General features: G+C 67.1%; 19 protein-coding genes. 12 read left to right on the top strand and 7 right to left on the bottom strand.

Annotation, left to right across the window (positions count from 1 at the left end; all coding sequences use genetic code 11):
• The first annotated feature begins 123 nt into the window (after nucleotides 1-123).
• Entirely contained in the window at nucleotides 124-891 is a 768-nt protein-coding gene (locus DN051_RS37280) for a helix-turn-helix domain-containing protein (protein ID WP_112441188.1), read from the top strand.
• Here DN051_RS37280 and DN051_RS37275 read toward each other — a convergent pair.
• Together DN051_RS37275 and DN051_RS37270 are read right to left on the bottom strand one after the other, a co-directional pair.
• A complete protein-coding gene (locus tag DN051_RS37275) occupies nucleotides 818-1,165 on the bottom strand; it encodes a helicase-related protein (protein WP_342781586.1) in 348 nt (115 codons plus the stop codon). The genes DN051_RS37280 and DN051_RS37275 overlap by 74 nt on opposite strands.
• A gap of 69 nt (nucleotides 1,166-1,234) precedes the next feature.
• Nucleotides 1,235-1,711 carry a GNAT family N-acetyltransferase gene (locus DN051_RS37270; protein WP_112441184.1) on the bottom strand — a complete coding sequence of 159 codons (477 nt, stop codon included), beginning with the start codon at nucleotides 1,709-1,711 and terminating at the stop codon, nucleotides 1,235-1,237.
• Between the two features lie 487 nt (nucleotides 1,712-2,198).
• On the opposite strand from DN051_RS37270, the gene DN051_RS37265 reads away from it, so the two are divergent.
• Nucleotides 2,199-2,636, top strand: coding sequence for a hypothetical protein (locus DN051_RS37265; protein WP_112441182.1), 438 nt, complete (start codon nucleotides 2,199-2,201; stop codon nucleotides 2,634-2,636).
• Nucleotides 2,637-3,214: 578 nt separating this feature from the next.
• Here DN051_RS37265 and DN051_RS37260 read toward each other — a convergent pair.
• Both DN051_RS37260 and DN051_RS37250 read right to left on the bottom strand, forming a co-directional pair.
• Nucleotides 3,215-3,643, bottom strand: coding sequence for an ester cyclase (locus tag DN051_RS37260; RefSeq protein ID WP_246040735.1), 429 nt, complete (start codon nucleotides 3,641-3,643; stop codon nucleotides 3,215-3,217).
• 339 nt (nucleotides 3,644-3,982) lie between these two features.
• Nucleotides 3,983-4,717, bottom strand: a complete 735-nt coding sequence (locus DN051_RS37250) for a class I SAM-dependent methyltransferase (protein ID WP_112441178.1) — start codon at nucleotides 4,715-4,717, stop codon at nucleotides 3,983-3,985.
• A 235-nt stretch (nucleotides 4,718-4,952) separates the two neighbouring features.
• On the opposite strand from DN051_RS37250, the gene DN051_RS37245 reads away from it, so the two are divergent.
• On the top strand, nucleotides 4,953-5,807 hold the full coding sequence (locus DN051_RS37245; RefSeq protein WP_112442747.1) for an LLM class flavin-dependent oxidoreductase: 855 nt from the start codon (nucleotides 4,953-4,955) through the stop codon (nucleotides 5,805-5,807).
• 201 nt (nucleotides 5,808-6,008) lie between these two features.
• Complete coding sequence (locus DN051_RS37240; RefSeq protein WP_112441176.1) at nucleotides 6,009-6,737, top strand: hypothetical protein; 729 nt, start codon at nucleotides 6,009-6,011, stop codon at nucleotides 6,735-6,737.
• 257 nt (nucleotides 6,738-6,994) lie between these two features.
• Here the strand turns inward: DN051_RS37240 and DN051_RS37235 are convergent, their stop codons facing one another.
• Nucleotides 6,995-7,462 (bottom strand): hypothetical protein, encoded by a 468-nt coding sequence (locus tag DN051_RS37235; RefSeq protein ID WP_112441174.1) that lies wholly within the window; start codon nucleotides 7,460-7,462, stop codon nucleotides 6,995-6,997.
• Between the two features lie 320 nt (nucleotides 7,463-7,782).
• Here DN051_RS37235 and DN051_RS37230 point away from each other — a divergent pair, with 320 nt between their 5' ends.
• From DN051_RS37230 to DN051_RS45960, 5 genes are all read left to right on the top strand, one after another.
• Nucleotides 7,783-8,442, top strand: a complete 660-nt coding sequence (locus DN051_RS37230; protein WP_112441172.1) for a hypothetical protein — start codon at nucleotides 7,783-7,785, stop codon at nucleotides 8,440-8,442.
• On the top strand, nucleotides 8,439-9,431 hold the full coding sequence (locus tag DN051_RS37225) for a nucleotidyl transferase AbiEii/AbiGii toxin family protein (protein WP_112441170.1): 993 nt from the start codon (nucleotides 8,439-8,441) through the stop codon (nucleotides 9,429-9,431). Before DN051_RS37230 ends, DN051_RS37225 begins: the two co-directional genes overlap by 4 nt.
• Before the next feature lie 235 nt (nucleotides 9,432-9,666).
• Complete coding sequence (locus tag DN051_RS37220) at nucleotides 9,667-10,839, top strand: tetratricopeptide repeat protein (RefSeq protein ID WP_246040734.1); 1,173 nt, start codon at nucleotides 9,667-9,669, stop codon at nucleotides 10,837-10,839.
• A gap of 177 nt (nucleotides 10,840-11,016) precedes the next feature.
• On the top strand, nucleotides 11,017-12,240 hold the full coding sequence (locus tag DN051_RS37215) for a wax ester/triacylglycerol synthase domain-containing protein (RefSeq protein WP_112441166.1): 1,224 nt from the start codon (nucleotides 11,017-11,019) through the stop codon (nucleotides 12,238-12,240).
• 160 nt (nucleotides 12,241-12,400) lie between these two features.
• Nucleotides 12,401-14,029: a hypothetical protein gene (locus tag DN051_RS45960; protein WP_199314777.1), complete on the top strand. Its 1,629-nt coding sequence runs from the start codon at nucleotides 12,401-12,403 to the stop codon at nucleotides 14,027-14,029.
• Here DN051_RS45960 and DN051_RS37205 read toward each other — a convergent pair.
• Nucleotides 14,018-14,227 carry a hypothetical protein gene (locus DN051_RS37205; RefSeq protein WP_162625054.1) on the bottom strand — a complete coding sequence of 70 codons (210 nt, stop codon included), beginning with the start codon at nucleotides 14,225-14,227 and terminating at the stop codon, nucleotides 14,018-14,020. The two genes, DN051_RS45960 and DN051_RS37205, sit on opposite strands and share 12 nt — an antisense overlap.
• A gap of 154 nt (nucleotides 14,228-14,381) precedes the next feature.
• On the opposite strand from DN051_RS37205, the gene DN051_RS45280 reads away from it, so the two are divergent.
• The 3 genes from DN051_RS45280 to DN051_RS45275 all read left to right on the top strand — a co-directional run bounded on the left by DN051_RS45280 (nucleotide 14,382) and on the right by DN051_RS45275 (nucleotide 18,005).
• On the top strand, nucleotides 14,382-17,012 hold the full coding sequence (locus DN051_RS45280; protein ID WP_162625053.1) for a DUF6185 family protein: 2,631 nt from the start codon (nucleotides 14,382-14,384) through the stop codon (nucleotides 17,010-17,012).
• Between the two features lie 199 nt (nucleotides 17,013-17,211).
• On the top strand, nucleotides 17,212-17,610 hold the full coding sequence (locus tag DN051_RS37195; protein WP_112442743.1) for a hypothetical protein: 399 nt from the start codon (nucleotides 17,212-17,214) through the stop codon (nucleotides 17,608-17,610).
• 11 nt (nucleotides 17,611-17,621) lie between these two features.
• Nucleotides 17,622-18,005, top strand: coding sequence for a hypothetical protein (locus DN051_RS45275; protein ID WP_162625052.1), 384 nt, complete (start codon nucleotides 17,622-17,624; stop codon nucleotides 18,003-18,005).
• Nucleotides 18,006-18,120: 115 nt separating this feature from the next.
• On the opposite strand, the gene DN051_RS37190 is transcribed toward DN051_RS45275, so the two are convergent.
• The gene (locus DN051_RS37190; protein WP_246040733.1) at nucleotides 18,121-19,017 is read right to left on the bottom strand and encodes a hypothetical protein; all 897 of its coding nucleotides are present in this window, start codon (nucleotides 19,015-19,017) and stop codon (nucleotides 18,121-18,123) included.
• Nucleotides 19,018-19,429 lie beyond the last annotated feature (412 nt).

Below are 19,429 nucleotides of genomic sequence, written 5' to 3'. Positions count from 1 at the left end.
CAGAATCGTTGCAACGACCATGCCGATAACGCAACGTCCGCCATAAGATTCATTGCAATGAATTGGGAGCGAACGCTATGCTGTAGGTGCCGAGGGCCACCACAAGACGTGAAGGAGACCGCGATGCCGGGAGGCAGACTCACCCAGCAGGAACGCCAACAGATCGCGCTGGGGCTGGCCGACGGCCTCGCCTACGCGGAAATCGCCAGAAGCCTCGACCGCCCGACCTCGACCATCACGCGTGAAGTGATACGGAACGGCGGCCCGACCGCGTACCGCGCAGACCTGGCCCACCGCGCCACCGAACGCCGCGCCCAGCGCCGCCGGCAGGCCGCGCCACGAGGGAGTGGCGCACCCGAGCAGGCCTACGGACGCGACGCCGAATCCGTGCGCGAGTACGAGGAACTGTTCACCACCGTCATGATGGCTTCCGGCATGCCCACGATGATGGCCCGGGTGATGGCCTGCCTCACCCTCACCGACTCCGGCAGCCTCACTGCGTCCGAGCTCGTCCAGCGTCTCCAGGTCAGCCCGGCGTCCGTCTCCAAGGCCATCACGTTCCTCGACAGCCAAGGCCTCGTCCGCCGTGAACAGGGCGAACGCCGCCGTGAACGCTACGTCGTCGACGACGACGTCTGGTACCAGTCCATGATGGCCAGCGCTCGCGCCATCGCCCACCTCGTCGAGACGGCGCAACAGGGCGTCCGCGTCTTCGTCCCGGGCACCCCGGTCGCGATCCGACTCGAAAGCATCGCCCGCTTCCTGGACTTCGTCTCCGAAAGCACCGCCCGCGCCGCGGAACAAGCCCGCGCAATCCTCAGCACGAGACCCGACACCAGCTTCGACGCCACGTCCGACGGCACTGCCGAGCCGCATCCGGACCGCGGATAGACAGCCGCCGCACATGGCACGGGGGTATCCGGACAGTGCGCGGGTCGTGCACGAGCACCGCAGCGGCCGGTTCTCCATCCCGGCCTGCCCGCCCGATCTCCTGGTAGTAGTCGTCAATACTGGCAGGAACGCCGGCGTGCACCACGGTCCGGATGTTGGGTTTGTCGATTCCCAGGCCGAACGCACTGGTGGCAACGACTGCGTCAAGCCTCCCCGAGAAGAACTTGTCCTGGATGCCCGCGCGGGCACGGGCAGGCAGGCCGGCGTGGTACAGCGCGACGCCATAGGCATCGAGCCGCAGCCGGTCGGCGAGGGACTCGCACCGGGCATGCTGGTAGCAAGGTCAGTCGGGCAAGGCGAAGAGCAACTCGTCAACTTCCTCGCCCCACCCGTTGGCGAAATCGCGCTCGTTGCCGGTCACCACGAATCCGCACTTCTCCAGGACGCGGATGGAGCCGAGGTTGTCCGCAGCCGCGCGGGCGTGCAACGGACGCTCCGGCGCCAGTTCGAGCAGCTTTCGCAGTGCGGCGGTTGCGGCTCCCCGCCCCCAGTGCTGCCGCCCGATCCAGTACGTGACCTCTCGTCCCTCAGGTGGGCCGAACACGGAAGCATGCCCGACGATCTCACCACCGTCGTCGACGACGGTGCGCACGATGACCGCCGGATCCTGCCGGATCCGCGCCCAATGGGCCTGGAAGTGAGCGCTGTCCGAGGGGTCCTTGGCAGTGAACGCCGCCATCCGGATCCCTTCGGGATCGTTCATCTGAGCGAAGAAGACGGGCAGGTCGGCATCTGTCACCCCTCGCAGTGTTATCCCCATGGGTGCCTCCAGCTGGTGATCGTGAGCGACCGCGTGCGTCGCACGGTGCCATTCTTGATCTTTCCTGCGATCACCGCTGCAAGGGCGTGTCGTCGCAAGCACATGGATCGTCCCACCACCCCAAGCCAGGTGGGCTCAGTTCTCACCAATACGGTTCCCGCACCGACACAGCGGGGCCGACCCTCATGGACGAGCGCGGTCACCGATGTGGAGCCGGTCCGCGGCGCCGGTTCACGATCGAGCCCTCAAGGCGTACGAAACACTTGAGCAACGCGTGGAAGCCGCTCGGTGCGACGTTCTCCAGGTGGACTGGCAGAGGTACGCCATCGTCGACCGCACGGGGATCGTCACCAAACAGGGAGCGCCGGGTAGATCTACCTCACCAGTCGCACTCCGGCAAACACAACGTCAAGCTGAGCACCCGCTTGGCGAAGTACTCTGACGCCCACCGGTACGCCCACCTCACGTGACCGGAAGGAGGGGAAATTTGTCCATCAAGAGGGGTGCGCTCATTGCCGCAGCCGCTGTGAGCGCGGCTCTGCTGAGCAGTTGCTCGGGCCAAGAAGCGCCCACGATCACACGTACTGAACACGACACCGCGAAGGCTTACGTGGCGGCGCTCAACGCCCGCGACGTCGACGCCCTCACACGACTGGCTCCCGCCGGATATGAGGGTGCCGAGACGGAGGCTCAGGACATCATCGCGACGCACGGCGGACGCTACCTGAAGATCAGCGATGTGCGGGTGTCTCACGACTTCGAAAAGGACCTTGCCAGCACTCACGTGTCAGCCACCGATAACAAAAGCAGGCCCTTCAGTAGGTACATTCAGATGTCCCTGGAGAAGGACAAGTGGGTGATCATCCTGGGGCACGCGCCGGGAGTCGACGACGGAGAGAAGAGTTCGTCTTCGACCGACAGGTGAGCCAGTACCGCCCGCAACGCGCCGCCAACTGACACCCATGGCTGCAAGACGCCCGTGGCCCTTGGTCGATCTCTTCTGTTCTCTACCCAGAAGGATCACCAGATGCCACGGGCCTCCTCGACGATACGACGTTGCTGTTGGGCCTGGACGGGCGTCCGTCATCCGAGCCTGAAGGAGCAGCGACCACCCGGCCGCTTGGTCAAGCCTCCTGCGCCAGCCGGTCCGGGCAGCGCACATGCATCACCGTCAACCCTCGGGCTGCCTGAATGTCCACAGTCACGGCGCTCACCTACCCCACCCGCACGATCGATCAGCGGATCGATCGTGTGAGGGTGTAACCCTCCGCTTACGGCACGCGGCGGAACTGATGAGACGTAGCGCTGCAGTCGGCCAGGGAGCGGTCTGCACGTCCGGTCCGCGCGCCACGGTCTCGGGCGACTGGCCTGGGGTGCGCCGGCTGACAGGTCTCGTTACCGCAGGACCGGGATCGCTGGTCGGTCGGGAAGCAGAGGAGCCGGAGCAGCAGGAGCAGCCGCCCGGCCTGGATGCCTGGCATCTGACGGGGCTGATCAGCCGCGTCAGAACTCGCCGCGGGCGGGCGAGATCTGCTGCATGAGGCTGATCATGTCAGGGGCGACCCACTCCTCCGCGATCTTGTCACCCTCGAAACGGTAGACCTCGATACTCCCGTAGCTGACCTGACGGTCCGTCGCCTCGAATTGATGAAACGCGCGCCTATGGGTTCCGTGGAAGTGGAGCAGCACCGTGACCCTGTCATCGACGCCGAACATGTCCTGAACATCGATCTTCAGGTCGGGGAATGCCTCGAGCATGCTCTGTGTGCCCAAGCGCCAGACCTCCCGACCGAGCCGGGGCTCAGAGCTGCCGGGCATGTTGGCGATGAAGTTCTCCGTCAGCAGCTCCTGGGCAGCGTCCAGATCACCGCACTCCACAGCCTGGAAAGCTGTGCGCAACAGGGCCATGTTCTTCTCCGCACTGGTAATCATCTCGGTGTCCTCTCCAAGGTGGGGCCCGCGCTCGGTGAATGTTCGGGCAGGTGCCACTCAGTGAAGACCGTGACGTCGCGGCAAGGTCAAGGAGAAGAGCCGAGCCGTCGCCGGCATCGGGCAGTACCCAGATCCGTGATCAGTCGAAACAGACCACGAGGCGCACATGCGCTGGGCCATGCAACTCGGCCCTCACCGGCATCTCACCCGTCGTGATCTCCGACTTCGTCGGCATGAGTCCCATCCCCGCCAGCCACCGAGACGGGCTGGTCGGCGACTGCTGATCCGACCACCTCGCCGCCCGCCCAACCTGGCGAGCGCTCATCGTCAGCACCATGCTCAGCCTGCCTCCGGACGCCGCGCGACGAAGACGAACTCCCGGCCCGGCCGGTCAGGAGCGTCACGCACATCGTCGATCACATACCCGTGCGCGATCAGGTCCGACTCGACCTCCTTGCGCTCACGGAAACGCAACGTCGAATCCGATGTCAGCACTTGCCCGTCCGGGGCCACCACGTAAGTCCACCGGAACGTCACGAGCGGCCAGCTCACGTCGGTCACCTCGACCCAGCTCTCTACCGTGCCGACATCCCGTATCTCCGCGACACAGTGCGATTCCTCGCGGTTCCACTCCTCCCAGGCACGCCTGGCCGGGTCCCGAGTCTCGAACAGAAGGCGCCCGCCCGGCCGCAGTGATTCGTATGCCCTCCACAGAGTCTCGTGCCAGATCCTCTGGTCCACGATGGCCTGAGCCACGTTGGCTGTCATCGTCACCAGATCGACCTGCAGCGGCGGGAGCGCCGACACATCACCGCGGATCCACCGCACCGCCTCGCTGCCCGGCTTCCCCTCGGCGACCTCAATGGACGCCTCAGCGGGGTCGACCCCGACGACCTCGATCCCCCGTTCAGCCAGCAGGAGCGCGAACACCCCTGTCCCGCAGCCGATGTCCAGCACGCGATGTGCTTCGAACTCCTCAGCCATGCGGACGTACGCGTCGAGATCGCTGCGGTCCGGATCAAGCGGGTCGTAGATCGCGGCGAGCCGTGGATGCCGAAAGCACTCGTCAGCCATGCGGTTGAAGGTACGCGCTATCAGTTCCGATCCTCTACTCGCTGTCGCTGTCGCCCGCATGTCGCCGCGCCTCGTACCGGTGGGAGGAGGCGCCGGGCTCCATGATGCGGTATCAGGAGGCAAGTGCCGCGGACGCGCCGATTTGATGGTCGCAAGCCATCTGTGAAGGCTCGCATATATTGACAACGAACGACATTTCCAAACGGTGATCATCGGCAGGCTCAGGAGTCGTATCGTGAAGATCGGTGTTGGCCTTCCGAACCAGACTCGCGATATTGCCCCGCGCCTTATCCCTCAGTGGGCACGAAGCGCTGAGGAGGCAGGATTCTCCACCCTCGCCAGTGTCGGACGCCTCGCGTTCCCGGGGGTCATGGATACGGTCTCGCTCGCAGTTGCCGCTGGCGTCACCAGCCGCATCGGACTGATCAGCACCATTCTCATTGCGCCCGTTTGGCCTCCGGTCCTTCTCGCCAAAGAGCTTGCGGGGATTGACGGTGTGTCCGGTGGTCGCCTCACACTCGGAGTGGGACTCGGAGGCAGCCCGGACGACTTCGTGGTCGAGGGAATCGGCCGCCAAGGGGCAGGCGACCGACTGGATCATGACCTCGAGATCTACCGGCGAGTTTGGCGCGGCGACCCGGTCGGTGGCGGTGTGAATCCGGCGGTGCCCGCGGGGACTCGTGAGATTCCTGTGCTGTTCGGGGGTGCTGTCACAGCAACCTTCCGCCGCGTCGCCCTCTCAGGGGACGGATACATCGGGGCATCAATGCCGACGATGATGGTCGAACCGATGTTCACCCGTGTCAAGTCCGCATGGCGTGATGCGGGCCGCCCCGGCTCCCCTCGGCTTGTCGCGCTCGCCTATTACGCAATCACCGACCCTGAAAAGGGCCGTAGCAACATTCTGGACTTCAGCAGTGCCGCCGGCCAGGACCAGGCTCAGGCCCTGGCCGCGGGCGTCCGCCCGGGGCGAGACGCGGTACGGGCCGCAGTGAGGGAGTTCGAGGACATCGGCACCGACGAACTGATCTTCATCCCTGCCCTCGACAATCTCGAGGAGCTGACACAGCTCGCCGAATGCGTCCTTTGAAGTCCGACTCCGCGGTGCTGAACAATGCAGGGCGCTCAGCGTTCGTGCGGGGCACGCATAGCTTACCGACCCGTGTGACGACAGTGCCGTGCTCATGGCAGCCAGAAGCGCAGTGCAGCACTCCGACCACAAGGCCGAGGGGACATGGAGCCAGCGCCTCCAGGGCCTGCTTGGATGTCGGGAATGATGAACAGTTCCAGAGTGCCCCGTGCTGACGACACCGATTCCGACCGCTTGGCCACCCTGCTGGACCGCGCCGGAACCGGTCGGGACGGTCAGGCTTGGAGCGACCTGTGGACTGAGCTCTACCACAATGGTTCGCTCGAGATCTCCCATCCGCTCGTGCTACCCACACTGGCGGACATGGCCGAGAGCGACCACCCCGACACGGCGGGTTCAGCCCTTCACTTGGCCGGCGCCCTCCTCGTCCAGGCCGACCAACGTTTCGAGGCCCAGGACTGCCGCCGTCAGTACGCACCCGAAGTCGAACGTTTGCTGGCCGCTGCGAACCGGTGGCGCCAGACACTCGCCGACCGCAACGGCTATTGCCACCTGCTCGAGGCCGTCCTGAACCTGGAAGGCGACATCCACTGGGCAGAGGACCTGATCTGGGGCGTCGTCTCCGAGGAGTACGAGCTCGACTGCCCTGATCCAGACTGCTACGCAGCGGTATGGGTGATCATCGGAGAACGGGGCTCCTTCAGCACGTCCGAGGACTACGCCCTCTCCGATGATGCCGAAACACTCCCTCTCCATCCGGCCGCCCCCAGCGCCCTTGACGGTCTCGGGCTCCGCCTCTACGAGTTGGCCCTCTCAGACGGCCACGAGGACGTGGCGCACGCTCTGACCTGCGCCTTCGGTGAGGCAATCTGCCCACAGTGCGAACGGCGCTTCTCCGTGGTCCAACAGGTCGTTGCTCGATCGAACTGACACGCCGCCCGGAGCCGGCCTCCTCGTCCGTTACGCCACCACGGCGAAGCGCGCTCGCTGCCCCGGGGTCGCGGCGTGGGTGAACGGCCGGCTGTCACGGTGCAGACGAACGTCTCTCGGGCTTCGCAGCCATTCCTGGCCCAGGCTTGATTTCCACGGCTGCGGGATGTGCTGCCGCATGCCGCTCCACCGCTGCCGCCGGCCTGCGTCCGCTCCGTACTCAAGTCCACCTCGGGAGCAGTCCTTGATTTGCAGATTCAGGAGAACTTCCCGCCTTCTTCTTCAACGCTCGGAGGCCCGTCCCCCTGAAGCGCGAGGCTGTTCACCGACTCGGCGTCGCGATCCAGCCATGCCACGACGAGGAGGAGGATGCCGGTGGCGATACTGACGCCGGAATTGGTCAGCAGGTCCGCGGTGGCCATGCCGATGGTGCTGCCCCAGTAGGCAAGTTGTGAGGTGGCGTCCCAGAGGATGTACATCAGTGCGTTGATAATGATGATCTTGCGGCGGTCTGCGGCTTGCTTCAGGCCCATCGCGACGATCGTGACTGCGATGATCAGCACGTGGTAACCGGCAACGGCGTACCACTGGAAGTGCCGGGTGGGTGTCAACTCCCCTCCGAGGTAAGCCCGGTCGGTGACCTCGGGAGCGAAGACGAGCACGACGGTCTGGAGCAGGTTGAAGGCGATGTAGATCCAGAGGACGACGCGAAGCGGGAGTCTCATCTGATCATGATGCCAGCTCGGGCGGGCTTCCCCCCGGCGGGAGACGGGACCAGCACCCCAACGCTGGTGACGGTAGGGAACCGGGCGACGACACGGGAGTGAAGTCCGCTGTGGCCGACAGTACTTGCGGCTGCGCTTCCTCAACCGGCAAGTGCTTCTTTCCTCGCAACCACGAGGAGCCTCAGCAATCCCTCCTGCGACAAGTCACGAGGGCGAGAACGCGGTGAGCCCGTGATGATGCCCGTGTCGTCGTGGGCGTAGCTGGTCTCCTCGATGTGCTGGGGTACCGGCTCGCGACCGGCTGGTCTCGGAAAACGCAGATGCCGCGAAGGGCAGTGGTCCGCCACGATCCGTGGGTGTCCGCTGCCCTGTACGAATCGCACGTGACGGTGCGCTGCGCCGACGCCGACGAGTGGCTGCGGCTGCAGCGGTGGGCGGCCGCGGCTGGTCTGAAGCTCACGCACATCGTGCTGGCCCGTGGCCGACTGCGCGACCAGCCCATCCTCACGTTGTCCGGCTCCTCGTCGTACGCCGAGCAAGCCGCCCGCGCGCGGGACGTCGTGACGGGGCTGAGGACGGACGGTTTCGATCCGGTCCGGGTGAAGACCGAGTGCACACCGTGGGCCCCGGAGGTGCCGGCCCGTCTCGGCAGGAACGACGAACGGTACTTCGAGCACCACGTGAAACTGATGCTCAACGCCGGTACGGACCTGGCCGCGCTCGGGGCCCTGGTGGTGCCGTACGGCGCCCATCTGTCGTGGAACGCCCGGCGGGTACGCGCCGGCACGCGGCATGAGCGGTTCGTGACGCAGCGGTGCCGCGAGGTGGGCGCCCACGGGGCGGGGCAGGCGCTGGAGCGGCTGCTGACGGAGCTGGCCGGGTTCGTGATGCTGAACGTGGAACGGGAGTTCGTGCTGCACGACAGTGACCTGTCCTTGGACGACGGTTGGATCGAGGATCCTGTGGAGGTACGGACATGAGCGGGACGGAATGGGAGCGGTTCGGCTGGGGAAGCACCGAACTGCCCCGGGAGCCGCTGGACGAGACCACCCGCAGGGTCGAGGATCTGCCGAAGACGTTGCAGTGGGTGCCAGGTGACGACGTGGTGCAGCGTCCCGTCTTCGACCCGTCGCAGAAGCACCACCGGAACGCCTATCGCGCGACCGACCCACGATTCGGCGACCCGGCACGGAGCGCGGCATGGCGGACCGCCCGGCGCCGAGCACTTCACCTCGTGCTGGACGCGATAGCTGCATCGCCATGGGGAGATGCCTTGGTGCTGCGGGGCAGCGTGCTGATGTCGGTGTGGTTCTCGGACTCCGCCCGCGAGCCGGGTGACCTGGACTTCGTCGTGGTGCCCCACACCTGGCAGATCGACGACGGCCGCACGGAACGAATGCTGCAGGGCATCGCCGCGGCGGCACAGACGCTGGCCGACGCTCGGGAAGATGAGATCGGGATCTCGGCGCGGGGCGCGGTGGTCGAGGACATCTGGACCTACGACCGTGTACCGGGCTGCCGCATGGTTCTGCCGTGGGACTCGCCCGGGCTGCCCGGCGGCCATGTTCAGCTCGACTTCGTCTTCAACGAGCGGCTGCCTGAGGCTCCGGCGCCGGCTGAGCTGCCGAGCGGCACGGTGGCGCAGGCGGCGACGCCGGAGCTGTCCCTGGCCTGGAAGCTGATGTGGCTGGTCAACGACATGCACGCGCAGGGTAAGGACCTGTACGACGCCGTGCTGCTGGCCGAGCGGCATCCGCTCCGCTACGAGCTTCTGCACGAGGTGTTCCGGCTGTCGGGCGAATGGCCGTACCCGCACCGCGAGCGGATCTTGCTCGAGGACGTGGTGGAGGCCGTCGGATATGTGGAATGGAACCACTTCGTCACCGAGTACCCGCAGTTCAGGGATGCCGAGCGGGAGTACGCGGACCGGCTGGTGCGGGCCGTGACGCCGACGTTCGAGAGGGCCTGAAGCCGCAAGCCGATGTCAGTGGCGGTCGCTAAGGTGCACTGCCATGGACGCTGCTGATCTTGACCGCCGGGCACGGACTCTGTCCGGCTGCGTTCCTCCGCTCCTGGTCTCCCGGCTTCTTGAGCTCGGCCACGGAGACGAGGTGCAGTTCCAGGCCGGCCGTGGGGAACGGTTCTGCGCGCGTGAGTGGACGTGCCTGCTCAGTGAGCGGGGACGGCAGTCAGAGGCTTTGGACGTGCTCGCTCCCTACGTCGCGACGGGCTGGTGGCCGGCGGTCCAAGCCCAGGCGGAACTGCTGGAGCGCTCGGGCCGGCCGGAGGAGGCCATCACGCTGGCCCAGCCGTACGCCGAGACCGGAGGGTGCGCCCTGGAGTTCTTCGCGCGGCTGCTGGCCCGGCACGGACGTCAGGATGAAGCGGTCACATTGCTGAGTGCCGGAGTCGACGACCGGCTCCTCGCCACCGCTCTGGTCGACGTGGCCGATGCGGCGGGTCGGCACGAGGACGCCGCCGTGCTGCTGGCGGCCCGGATCCCGGACCAGCACCGGTGCGACAGTCCGTGGTGCTGCCGCGGCCTCGACATCGACACGGCGATCGGGCTGCTTGCCACGGTCCGTGAACGTCAGGATCGTGTCGACGAAGCCATCGCCCTGCTGCGGACCCGCCACGGCACCTCCTTCAACGGTCGCGACCAGCTGGCCGACCTGCTGGCGAGGCACGACCGGATCGAGGAACTGCGCTCTTACGCGGCATCCGAGTACCTCGGGCACGCCGCGCAACGTCTCGCCGAAATGCTGGAGGAGCGCGGGGATGTGGAGGGCGCGATCGCCGTGTACCAGCAGCCGGGCGACTCATCGCTCCACCGGCGTCATGGCACCGTCCATCTGGCACAGCTCCTGGCCCGGCACGGCCGCGGCGACGAGGCGATCGAGGTGATGCGCGCGCTCGCGGACTCACCCGGCGGTGCGGAGGACTGGATCGTCGACGCGCTGTGCACCCTGTATGCCGACCACGGCCGCTCGCGGGACGGCATTGCGTACCTCGACTCCCTCAACCGGGGCAGCGGCGGCGAGGAGGAGGAGTGGCTCTTCTTCAGGATGCGGCTTCTGCTCATGATCAACTGCGGTCTGACCGATGAAGCGATCGAGCACGCTCGGGCGCACCCCGACAGCGACACCTGGTATGCGGCCTGGACCATCGCCGAGTTGCTAGCCGATGCCGGATGGATCGAGGAGGCCGTGACCGTACTCGAACCGCACGCCTCCGCCAACCGCGAGCTTCTGGCCGGCTACTTGATCGAGCTCGGCCGAATCAAGGACGCTGTAGCACTCCTTCAGCAGCGCACATCCGAGCCGGTCACACCGACACCCGTCTGGTCGGGCACATTCTCTACCGAACCTCCCGTCTGACGCCGCCCCTTCCAGGGCACATTCCTCGCTGGTCACCCCAGGTCCAAAGGGCGGTTGGGCCTCTTCAACCCACAACCGTGCCCTGCCGGTCATTGGCGTATCGTGACAACGCGCAAATGAACGTGTGTTGGTCGGGTGCCGGACTGCATTGATCAGCCGATAAGTGTAAGGAGCGGCATGGCGCCCTCATCTGCCCCCAATCCGATGGACCTGGGTATGGACGCAGCCGCCCGGGACGCATCGTCGATCCCACTGACCATCGGAGCTGTGCTCGACCTGGCGGGTGCCGTCCCGTCCCTCGATGACCTACGGGAGCACGTTGCCGCCAGCCTTTCCCGGCTGCCCACTCTCACCCACCATCTCGCAGGTCCCCGCTTGCGGGCCCGGTGGGTGTACGACCCGCTCCCGAACCTGGAGGTGCGGGTGCGGGAGCGGGTGGTCGAAGCCGGTGGGCTCGATGCCGCGCTGGACGAATTGATCGCCCTCCCGTTGCCGGATTCGGGCCCTCCGTGGGACCTGTGGCTTCTGCGCGGCCACGCCACCGGGACGTACACGCTCTGCTACCGGGCCTCGCACACCACGCATGACGGCATCGGCCTGCGCAACACGCTGTACGCCCTCTTCGGAGGGGCGACGCCGGACGCCCCTCACGAGGGACGGGCCACCGCGGCGAGTTTCGCACGCGCGCTGAGGGCGCAACTGGGCTCCCTCACCCGCGCCGAGGTCTGGAACGATCCCGCCACTCCCCTGACCGGCGAACGGACGCGGGGCTGGGCACACGTATCCACCGAGTTGCTGCGCAAGAAGGCGGCGGCGGCAGGCGGAAGCAGCAACGACGCGTCCCTGGCCTGCCTGGCGTACGCCCTGCGCGAGTGGACCACCGAGCACTGGCCACGCGGCAGGAGCAAGCGGTTGAGCACGGTCGTGATGGTCGACGGCAGGAGCTCCGAGGAGTGGAACCGGCCAGGTAACCTCTTCGCCTTCGCCCCGATCAACCTGCCCTGCCACCTGCCCACCTTCGACGAGCAACTGGCGGCGGTGATTGCGGCCACCCGCTCCGTGAAGCATCCGTCGATGCGTCGTACCCTGCGCACACTGATGGAACGCACACCAGCGCGCTCCTACTACGCGGCGGCGCGGAAACTCACGACGCCCGAGCGGGCGACGGTGGACACCTCGCACGTGGCGTTCCACCGCCCTCTGTGCCACGGGGACGCGCCCGTCACCTCCGTCCGCATGTTCACGTGGCTTCCGCAGAACCATCCGCTGTCAATCATCTCGTGCAGCTACGCGGGCACGACCAGCGTCCACTTCGTATCGGACGCCGCACTGCCGGGTCTGGCCGACCTCCCGCGGCGGTGGACCGCGGCACTCGACGCGGCAGGAAGTCCGCCCGCCTGAGGAACCGCAGGTGCGGCCGCGGACCCGGCCGGGCAGACTCGACCGGACGGGATCCGTCGAGCGCCCGTCGGCTGCGCCTGTCATCAGCCCGTGGGCTGAGGCGATCCTCAAGTCTCGGCCACGCGAACCGGCCGACCCCCAGAACGAGAAGGAGAGCGTCGTGACCAGCAGCCTCGGACGAAAGCTGCTGAGGCGACTCCGCCGCCAAGCTGAGGTTGCAGGCGTCCTCGAGCACGTGCCCGAGAGCCACCTGCCCGAGGACCGTCTGCCCATCAGGCCGACAGCACAGCAGCTCCGCGAAGCCACAGCCGCCGTCGAGTCTCGTCACGTGCGCGACGCCGATGAGCTGGCCGGTCTGCTGCTCGCCGTCGACCGCGACGGTGACCCCGAGTTGCTCGCCGGGACCGGACAGCTCCTGATGCAGGCATCCCCCCGTGTGTGGCTCCTGCTCAACGATGCGATACGTCGTGCGTGCTGGCATGCTCCGAGCTGGTCGGCGGTCGCGGTGCAGCGGCTCTCGCACGGCGAATCTTCCGCGTTCGGGCTCACTCTCACTGCCTCCCACCCCGACGGCCACGTCCGTGAGGCCTCCGTGGCGCATCTGGCCGAACTCCACGACGACCTGGCGATGCCAGCGCTGACTCTGCGGGCTTCGGACTGGGTGTCCCAGGTCCGCGATCGTGCCCGGTCGGCGCTTGAGCACCGCCTCGGCGAACTCTCCGGCACGACGCTGGTCGCGACCGCGGGAGTTGCTTTGGCCCTGAGAGACAGACGTGTGGGCCGCTGGCTGGCCGACCGCATCGACAGCGTGTTCCGCGAAGGGCCGCCGGAGTTGCTGACCGCCGCCCTCGCCGCCCCGGACTGGCGCACCCGCCGCAGCGCACACCTGACCGCGCTCGCCGCCGGCAGGCTCGACCTGGCGCAGATGCTCCACGGCGCCCGACACGACGGTGACCTGCTGACTCGGATCCGGTGCGCCGAAGCCGCGGTGAGGACCGCGACCGCAGCCGGATCCGTTCACCTCGTCCGTCCCCTGCTGTCCAGCAGTACTGCAATGGTCCGTGCAGAGGCGGTGCACACACTGGCCCGAGAGGGCGACATCGCCCCCGCCGTCGCCTCGCTTGCCGAACGCAATCCAGTCGTACGGGCCGTCGCCCAGGCCGCGCTGCGCCGTGCCGGGTCCGACCCCGTGGAGCACTACCGGCGTCTCCTCACGACTCCGCTTCCCCAGCCCGGGGCCATCGCCGGCCTCGGTGAGACCGGAACGGCGGACGACGCTCGCCTCATCGCGCCCTGGCTCGAACACCCGCAGCCCCGCGGACGCGCAGAAGCCGTACGCGCACTGCGCCGCCTTGGCGCAGCCGACCCGGACACCCTCGCCGCGATGCTCACCGACCCGTCCGGCTCGGTCACCCGGCAGGTCGTGATCGCGCTGCGCCCTTGGGCATCCCGCCTCGACCTGCAACGCCTACGGGACCTCCTCGACGAGAGCAATCCGCAGCACATCCGCATGGCCGGCTACCGGTTGCTGTACGAACGGGACACCTGGACTCGACTGCTCATCGACCTCGAACTCGTGGCTGACCCGTCCCCCGCGATGCGCAGCCGGGCCGGCAACGACATCACCGTCTGGCTCACACGCGAGGCCGCCACCACGTACTCGGTGCCGCACGGCCGTACTGCCGACGCACTCGCCGAGCGGCTGTCCGTCGCCCAAGACCTACTCGGCCCGGACCGGGTCCGCCTCCTGCGCTTTCACCTCGGGCTCAAACCCTCCTCAGACACCTGAGCCCCGATCGCAGAAGCGTGCGCCCATCGCTTCCTCCTCCGCTCCAAGGCAGCTCAGCACAGCCACGGTGAGCTGATCAAGAGCCGCGACAACCAAGTCGGCCACACGGCCGAGTACTTCGGCGCAGCCGGCGGCCAGGTCGGCCAGTGTCTGCTGCTGGACCGGATCGACGGACAGCACCCGGCTGTGCTCAACCACGAGCCAATCGGCCACCCATGAGCACGCCGCCGGGTCAAGGACGGCCTTCCTCCGGTTCGATCGCGCAGCCCTCGCCAACGGAAAGTGCGGCAGTCGCAGATCAAGTTGTCCGAAGAAGTGGGTATAGCCCTGCCGGGAGATGGGGGAACGGGGTATGAGAACACTCTGGTCGGCACGGCTTGCGGTGCTCATCGGGCTGCTCGCCCTGCTCGTCCTGCCCGAAACCGGCATGTCGGCGGTGGCATGGGGGGCCGAACAGGACAACTGCCACTCCCTGCCGTTGAAGGATGCGAAGGTCACCACCTCCGTACGGCTCGAACACGACGGCCAGGACTACACGAGAGCCGAGACCGACCTTGTCGTCCAAGTGCCCAAGGCATGGAAACCGGCGGCGGATCTGCTGCTGAACGGGGACACCGAGCAGTACCGCGCGGCCATGCGGTGCGTGTTGCGCTACCCCGATGAGCTCTATCCGTACCGGGACACGGAGTGGCGACCGTGGCCGCCCAAGGTGACGGTCCAGAAGAAGTGGATCACGGTCGAGCACCGGGCCGTCACCTACGTCGACGACCTGCGTGACCGGGACTTCGGCACTTGGCGCATCAGCGCCGGCAGGCGGTACTGGACGCTGACATTGGTGCATCCTCCTGCCCTGGGGACTGCCTGGTGGCAGGAGATCACTGTCGACCTCGGTGGACGCGCTGCCCGGTCGATGACACCGGTCCCGACCAAGGGATCGGACACGAAGGTGATCTGGACCCGGGCCAAGGCCGGTGGCGAACCGCCCCAGGTGGAGGTCCGCATCCAACCTCCGGCGACCAAGGCCATGATCGCGCGCTGGAACGAGGCACCCTGGTACTTGGTGCGCTCTGGAATCTGGCTCTCCTGGGAGACACCACTCTTGCCCGTGCTGCTCCTCCTGGTGCGCCGACTGTCCCGTGCGCCGGCCACATCGCTCGCGACCCCGGCCGAGGACGCCACCCGGCGCAACCTGCTTATCTGGGCCTGGGTGTGGTTCGCTGGCGCGCTGGTGTTCGAACTGGACGACCAGCTCCCCAGCATCGCCCAGGACTACGAGGTGTTCACGTGGTGGCCGGACTACCGGGCCCTCATACACTTCGGACTGGCCGTGTGCGGAGGAGCCGCCCTGTGCCTCTTCGGCAGGCCTCGGTGGTACGCCATGCTGGCGGTCGGCGTCGCGACGGCCTACACCGGCTTCTTCGTGGGTCTCCCCGGCCAGCTAGGGCAACCCGAACATCTCTGGCTCTTCACCGAAGACGTCACCACCATCGAACACCTGCAGGTCACAGGCCAGTTCCTCTGGCTGGCCCTCGCCTGCGTCTGCGTGGCCTTCGTCTGGCTCGTGGGCTTCTTGTCCGTCCTTCAGCGGTTGCGCGCCGCCAGGCACATCCAGGTGGCCGACGAGCCGCAGCGGGGCTACTTCCCCTGGTGGGGCCTCGTCCTGTGCGCCGTGGCCGCGACGGCCGTCGTCGCCCTCTGTGTCTGGGCCCAGCACAACACCTTCGAGGATCAGTCCTGGCTGAGCAGGGCCGACGATTCCTACGACCGATGGCACTTCGTGACCCTCTACGACGAACTGGTCTGGTTTCCCTCCAACTGGCCGGACTGGTTCCCGGGCACGATCTGCTGGTGGTACGGAGGGATCTTCGCACTGCTCTCCGTACTCTCGGCCCGCGCCGCGGCCCCCGGTGGTTCACCGCTGTCCCCCGACAGACCGGAGCTCCTGGTCATCACCGTGTACTTCGTGCTGTCCGTCGCGCCGATCCCCGGATGGTACGTGGGCCTGTCCTTCTTGCTGCTGAGCGCGGCCCTCGTTCTGCTCACCGGGCTCTTCCTCCGCGTCGTGGGCGAACGGCGTTCCGTGCTGTCCCGGAAACTGGAGAACGGCACGCCGCTGAGCGAGGTGATACGGGAGTCCGATCGCCACTGGCTGTTCGATTCCGCCCGCAAGTACCGCGACCTGCATTCCCAGTTGCGCCGCCTGGAGCAGGGTGACCAAGACGCCAAGCGGGAGGAACTGGAGGAGCAGCTGGACCAGCTGCATCGCTGGAACCCCGACGACACCGCCGGCCCGCACGCGGGCGAACGACTGCCGGACTCGGTGGACGCCGTCGAGCTCGCACTGGCGTGGGGCCCACGTGACACCTGGTGGCACAACGGGCAGCGCGCCGCCCTCCTCGCAGCGTTGTTCGCCCTACCCGCCACCGGGGTCTCGTTCTGGGCGGACAACGTACGCGGGCCCCTGTGGAGGGATGTGGCCAACAGCGAGTTCGGTGTCATCGGCCTCGTGGACCACGTGATCACGTCCGAATTCATCTGGGCCGGGGCCGGTTTCGTGCTGGGCGCGCTGTGGCGGGTGCTGCCCGGCCGTCGTGGCCCGGCGAAAGCTGTGGGCCTTTCCGTCGTGTTCGCCACGCCCGTGGTCGCCCACTGGATCATCAGCACGGCGGTGGGCCAGCCGATCGGAACACTGGCCCTCCACGTGGCACTGACCCTGCTCGTCCTCACCTCGACCGGTGTGGCGATGGACATCGACACATTTCGCCAGGAAGGCCACTACTGGCCTACGAAGGCCGCCCTGCTGCTGTCCATATACCAATTGCGCACGGCGTCGGTGCAGCTGGCGTTCTTCGTGGCGCAGGTCGTTGCGCTGGTGGGCGTATGGCAACAACTCAAGGGGAACGACCCGATGGTCCTGATCCAGCCGGAGGACCAGATCGGCAGGTCGAATGCGGAGCCACCAGGTGACGACACCGCTCCCTAGTTCTTCAGTCTGGTTCGGCGATCTCGCATCGGGCCTGGCCGGAGACAGTTCGACCAGACAGCCCGGGACCGGCTCGCGGACCGTTCCGGCAGCTGGAGTTGGTGATCAGTCTCAGGGCGCTCAGCTCGCCCGCTGAGGCCGCGTGTACTCACCCAGGTCTTCAGTCGGCCGCGACCGTCTGTCAGCGCTCTGCGGCATGATGAACGCCGTGAATACCGAGATACTCGTCGACATCTGGCAGCGCCTTCTCGCCGACCCTCGCAAGTCGTGGGTTCTGTTCGAACACGGTACCTGCGTCGTGCTCAGTACCCCCGAAGGGGACCTTGCCGAACAGGCCACCCACATCCTCCGGGAGTTCGGCCCTGTGCATGCGGGGTCTTCAGCAGGAGACTTCGGGGTGATAGACGTCCAAGGAGCCGACGGCTGGGTGGTCACCGGACACCACCCGGATGTCCTCACCTATGTCGCGCTCGACGAGCCCAGTGGTCAAGAAGACTTTGCCGTCGGGCTGTGCGGACGTTCCCAGCGTCATCAGGACGGCACCGACTTGCACGTTGTCCACGTCGAGGACAGGAAGGACTCTGCGGGGCTTGCGTGAGAAGGGCTGCGGTGGCGGCGGTGCTGCTGACGGGTTGCGGTGGAGGACGTGGTGACTCGAAGGCCGAGCCGAAGGCCAACGCCCGGTCGGCTGAAGCGGTGGCCAAAACGGCAGTCACGGTCGAGGCGGTGCGCGACGGCCTCGTGGCGGCGGTCAAAGCCGCAGGCGTCGGACAGCCCGAATTCCTGGCTCACTCCACCGATCGCGACAGCACATGCGTAGTAAAGGCCACAGTCCCGACCAGCACCACTCCGGACACGAAGGCCGTCAAACGGGTGATTGCCAAGCTGAAAATGCGGGGCTGGCCGGAAGAAGGCCGCGCGGTTCAGAGCGGCCGAGATATCTGGCTGCTGAGCAAAGAGAGCTGGACTGCGAGCTTAGCAATTGGAGCCTGATCCTTGTGTTGTAGAGGCAGGCGACGGCTCTGGGGGTGGTTCACGGCGCCGCCAGCGGTCCTCCATGAAGGGGGACTGCTCGGCCGGAGTGATCTTGCGGGGGTGCATCTGCTTCTCAGTGGTGCCCACTGCCGTCCGTCGCGCCATCTGTACGAGGCGTCGTCTCCGCGTGATCCTCCGCGTTCGCCACAACCGCCGCCTCCAGAGCATGCCGTTCCTCGATACGTGCGACGACACGCTGACGAGCCAGTTTGCGGGCGGCACGTAGTTTGCCCTCCGCCGCGAACAACGGGATCCACAGCAGCCAGCCCCAGGCGCTGAAGGTGACCACTCCGGTGGTGACGAGCAGGCGGTTCACGCCGAGGGCCGCGACACACGTGATCACGTAGGCGACGGTGCGGTGGGTCAGCAAGAAGCGCAGGGGCGCGTTCGCCCGGCCCTGCAGCAGCTCGAGCGCTGCGGCCAGTTCCGCTTCCCGCACGTCTTCTCCCGCGGCCGCCGGGCGGGCTGCGTCGGCGGTGCCGGCGCGAAGCGCACCAGCCACCCGCTCGCTCAGTTCGGCCGACTCGGCCTGCTGTAGCTCGCCGCGGCCTGCGGCTGCGACCATGTCGTCCCAATATCCGCGGCCGGCCCAGCTCAAGGCGTCGTCAACGCGCTGGCGCTCCGGCGACCCGGCAGGCGCCAACTCATCGATGCGCGCCCGCAGGGTAGCCACCTGCCCGGCCCTGGCCGGATAGTCGAAGGCGTCCGCGCGCAGACACAGCTCCAAATAGCAAACGAGCAGCCCCAGGTCGTCGGGAGCCAATGCCAGACCACGCCGGTAGGCGCGCTCCGCCTCGGCATCGTGATCGTCCTCGTCCTCCGCGGCGTGCGCCTGCCCCAGCCACCGGTACAGCACCGCCGTCGGCCCCACCTGGTCGAGCCCTGCCTGTGCCGTCCGCCGCACGGCGGCGAGTCCACCAGCTGCGTACAGCTCCGAGCACTGCTGCGCATACTGCTGCGCTACGTCCATGTCCCACCCCGGTTGTTCAGACCAGTACCTTCAACCAAGGCAAGATCCACGTCAAGATCTATATGACCGGCCCGCCACAGAGCCTCGGCCAGGACCCGCAGCGCCAAAGGCTCTGGCTGAGGCCCTGCGCGAGCATCAAGGGATCCATGAGGAGCTGCGGTGCAACGACTGAGCATCCGTCCCGACACGTGTGTTGGGCTGCCACAGGTAGGAACGCCTGATGCATCTGACGCCACAGAATGCCTGTCCGGCACGCACGGTGGCTGGCTTGCGTCGATCACCGGATCGCCACCTCGCGGCGGCGACAGGCCGCGAAGAGCACATGCGGCGCAGCCGTCCGCCGCCACCGGAACCGGGTCGTCAGCCTGACGCTAGGGTGACCTGCGAAACCGCCCAAGGAGCATTCGAATGA

The sequence above is a fragment of the Streptomyces cadmiisoli genome, assembly GCF_003261055.1.
In the GTDB taxonomy this organism is placed as follows: domain Bacteria; phylum Actinomycetota; class Actinomycetes; order Streptomycetales; family Streptomycetaceae; genus Streptomyces; species Streptomyces cadmiisoli.
The sequence above is the reverse complement of the archived record's forward strand: the minus strand, read 5'-3'. Positions and strand labels throughout refer to the sequence as shown.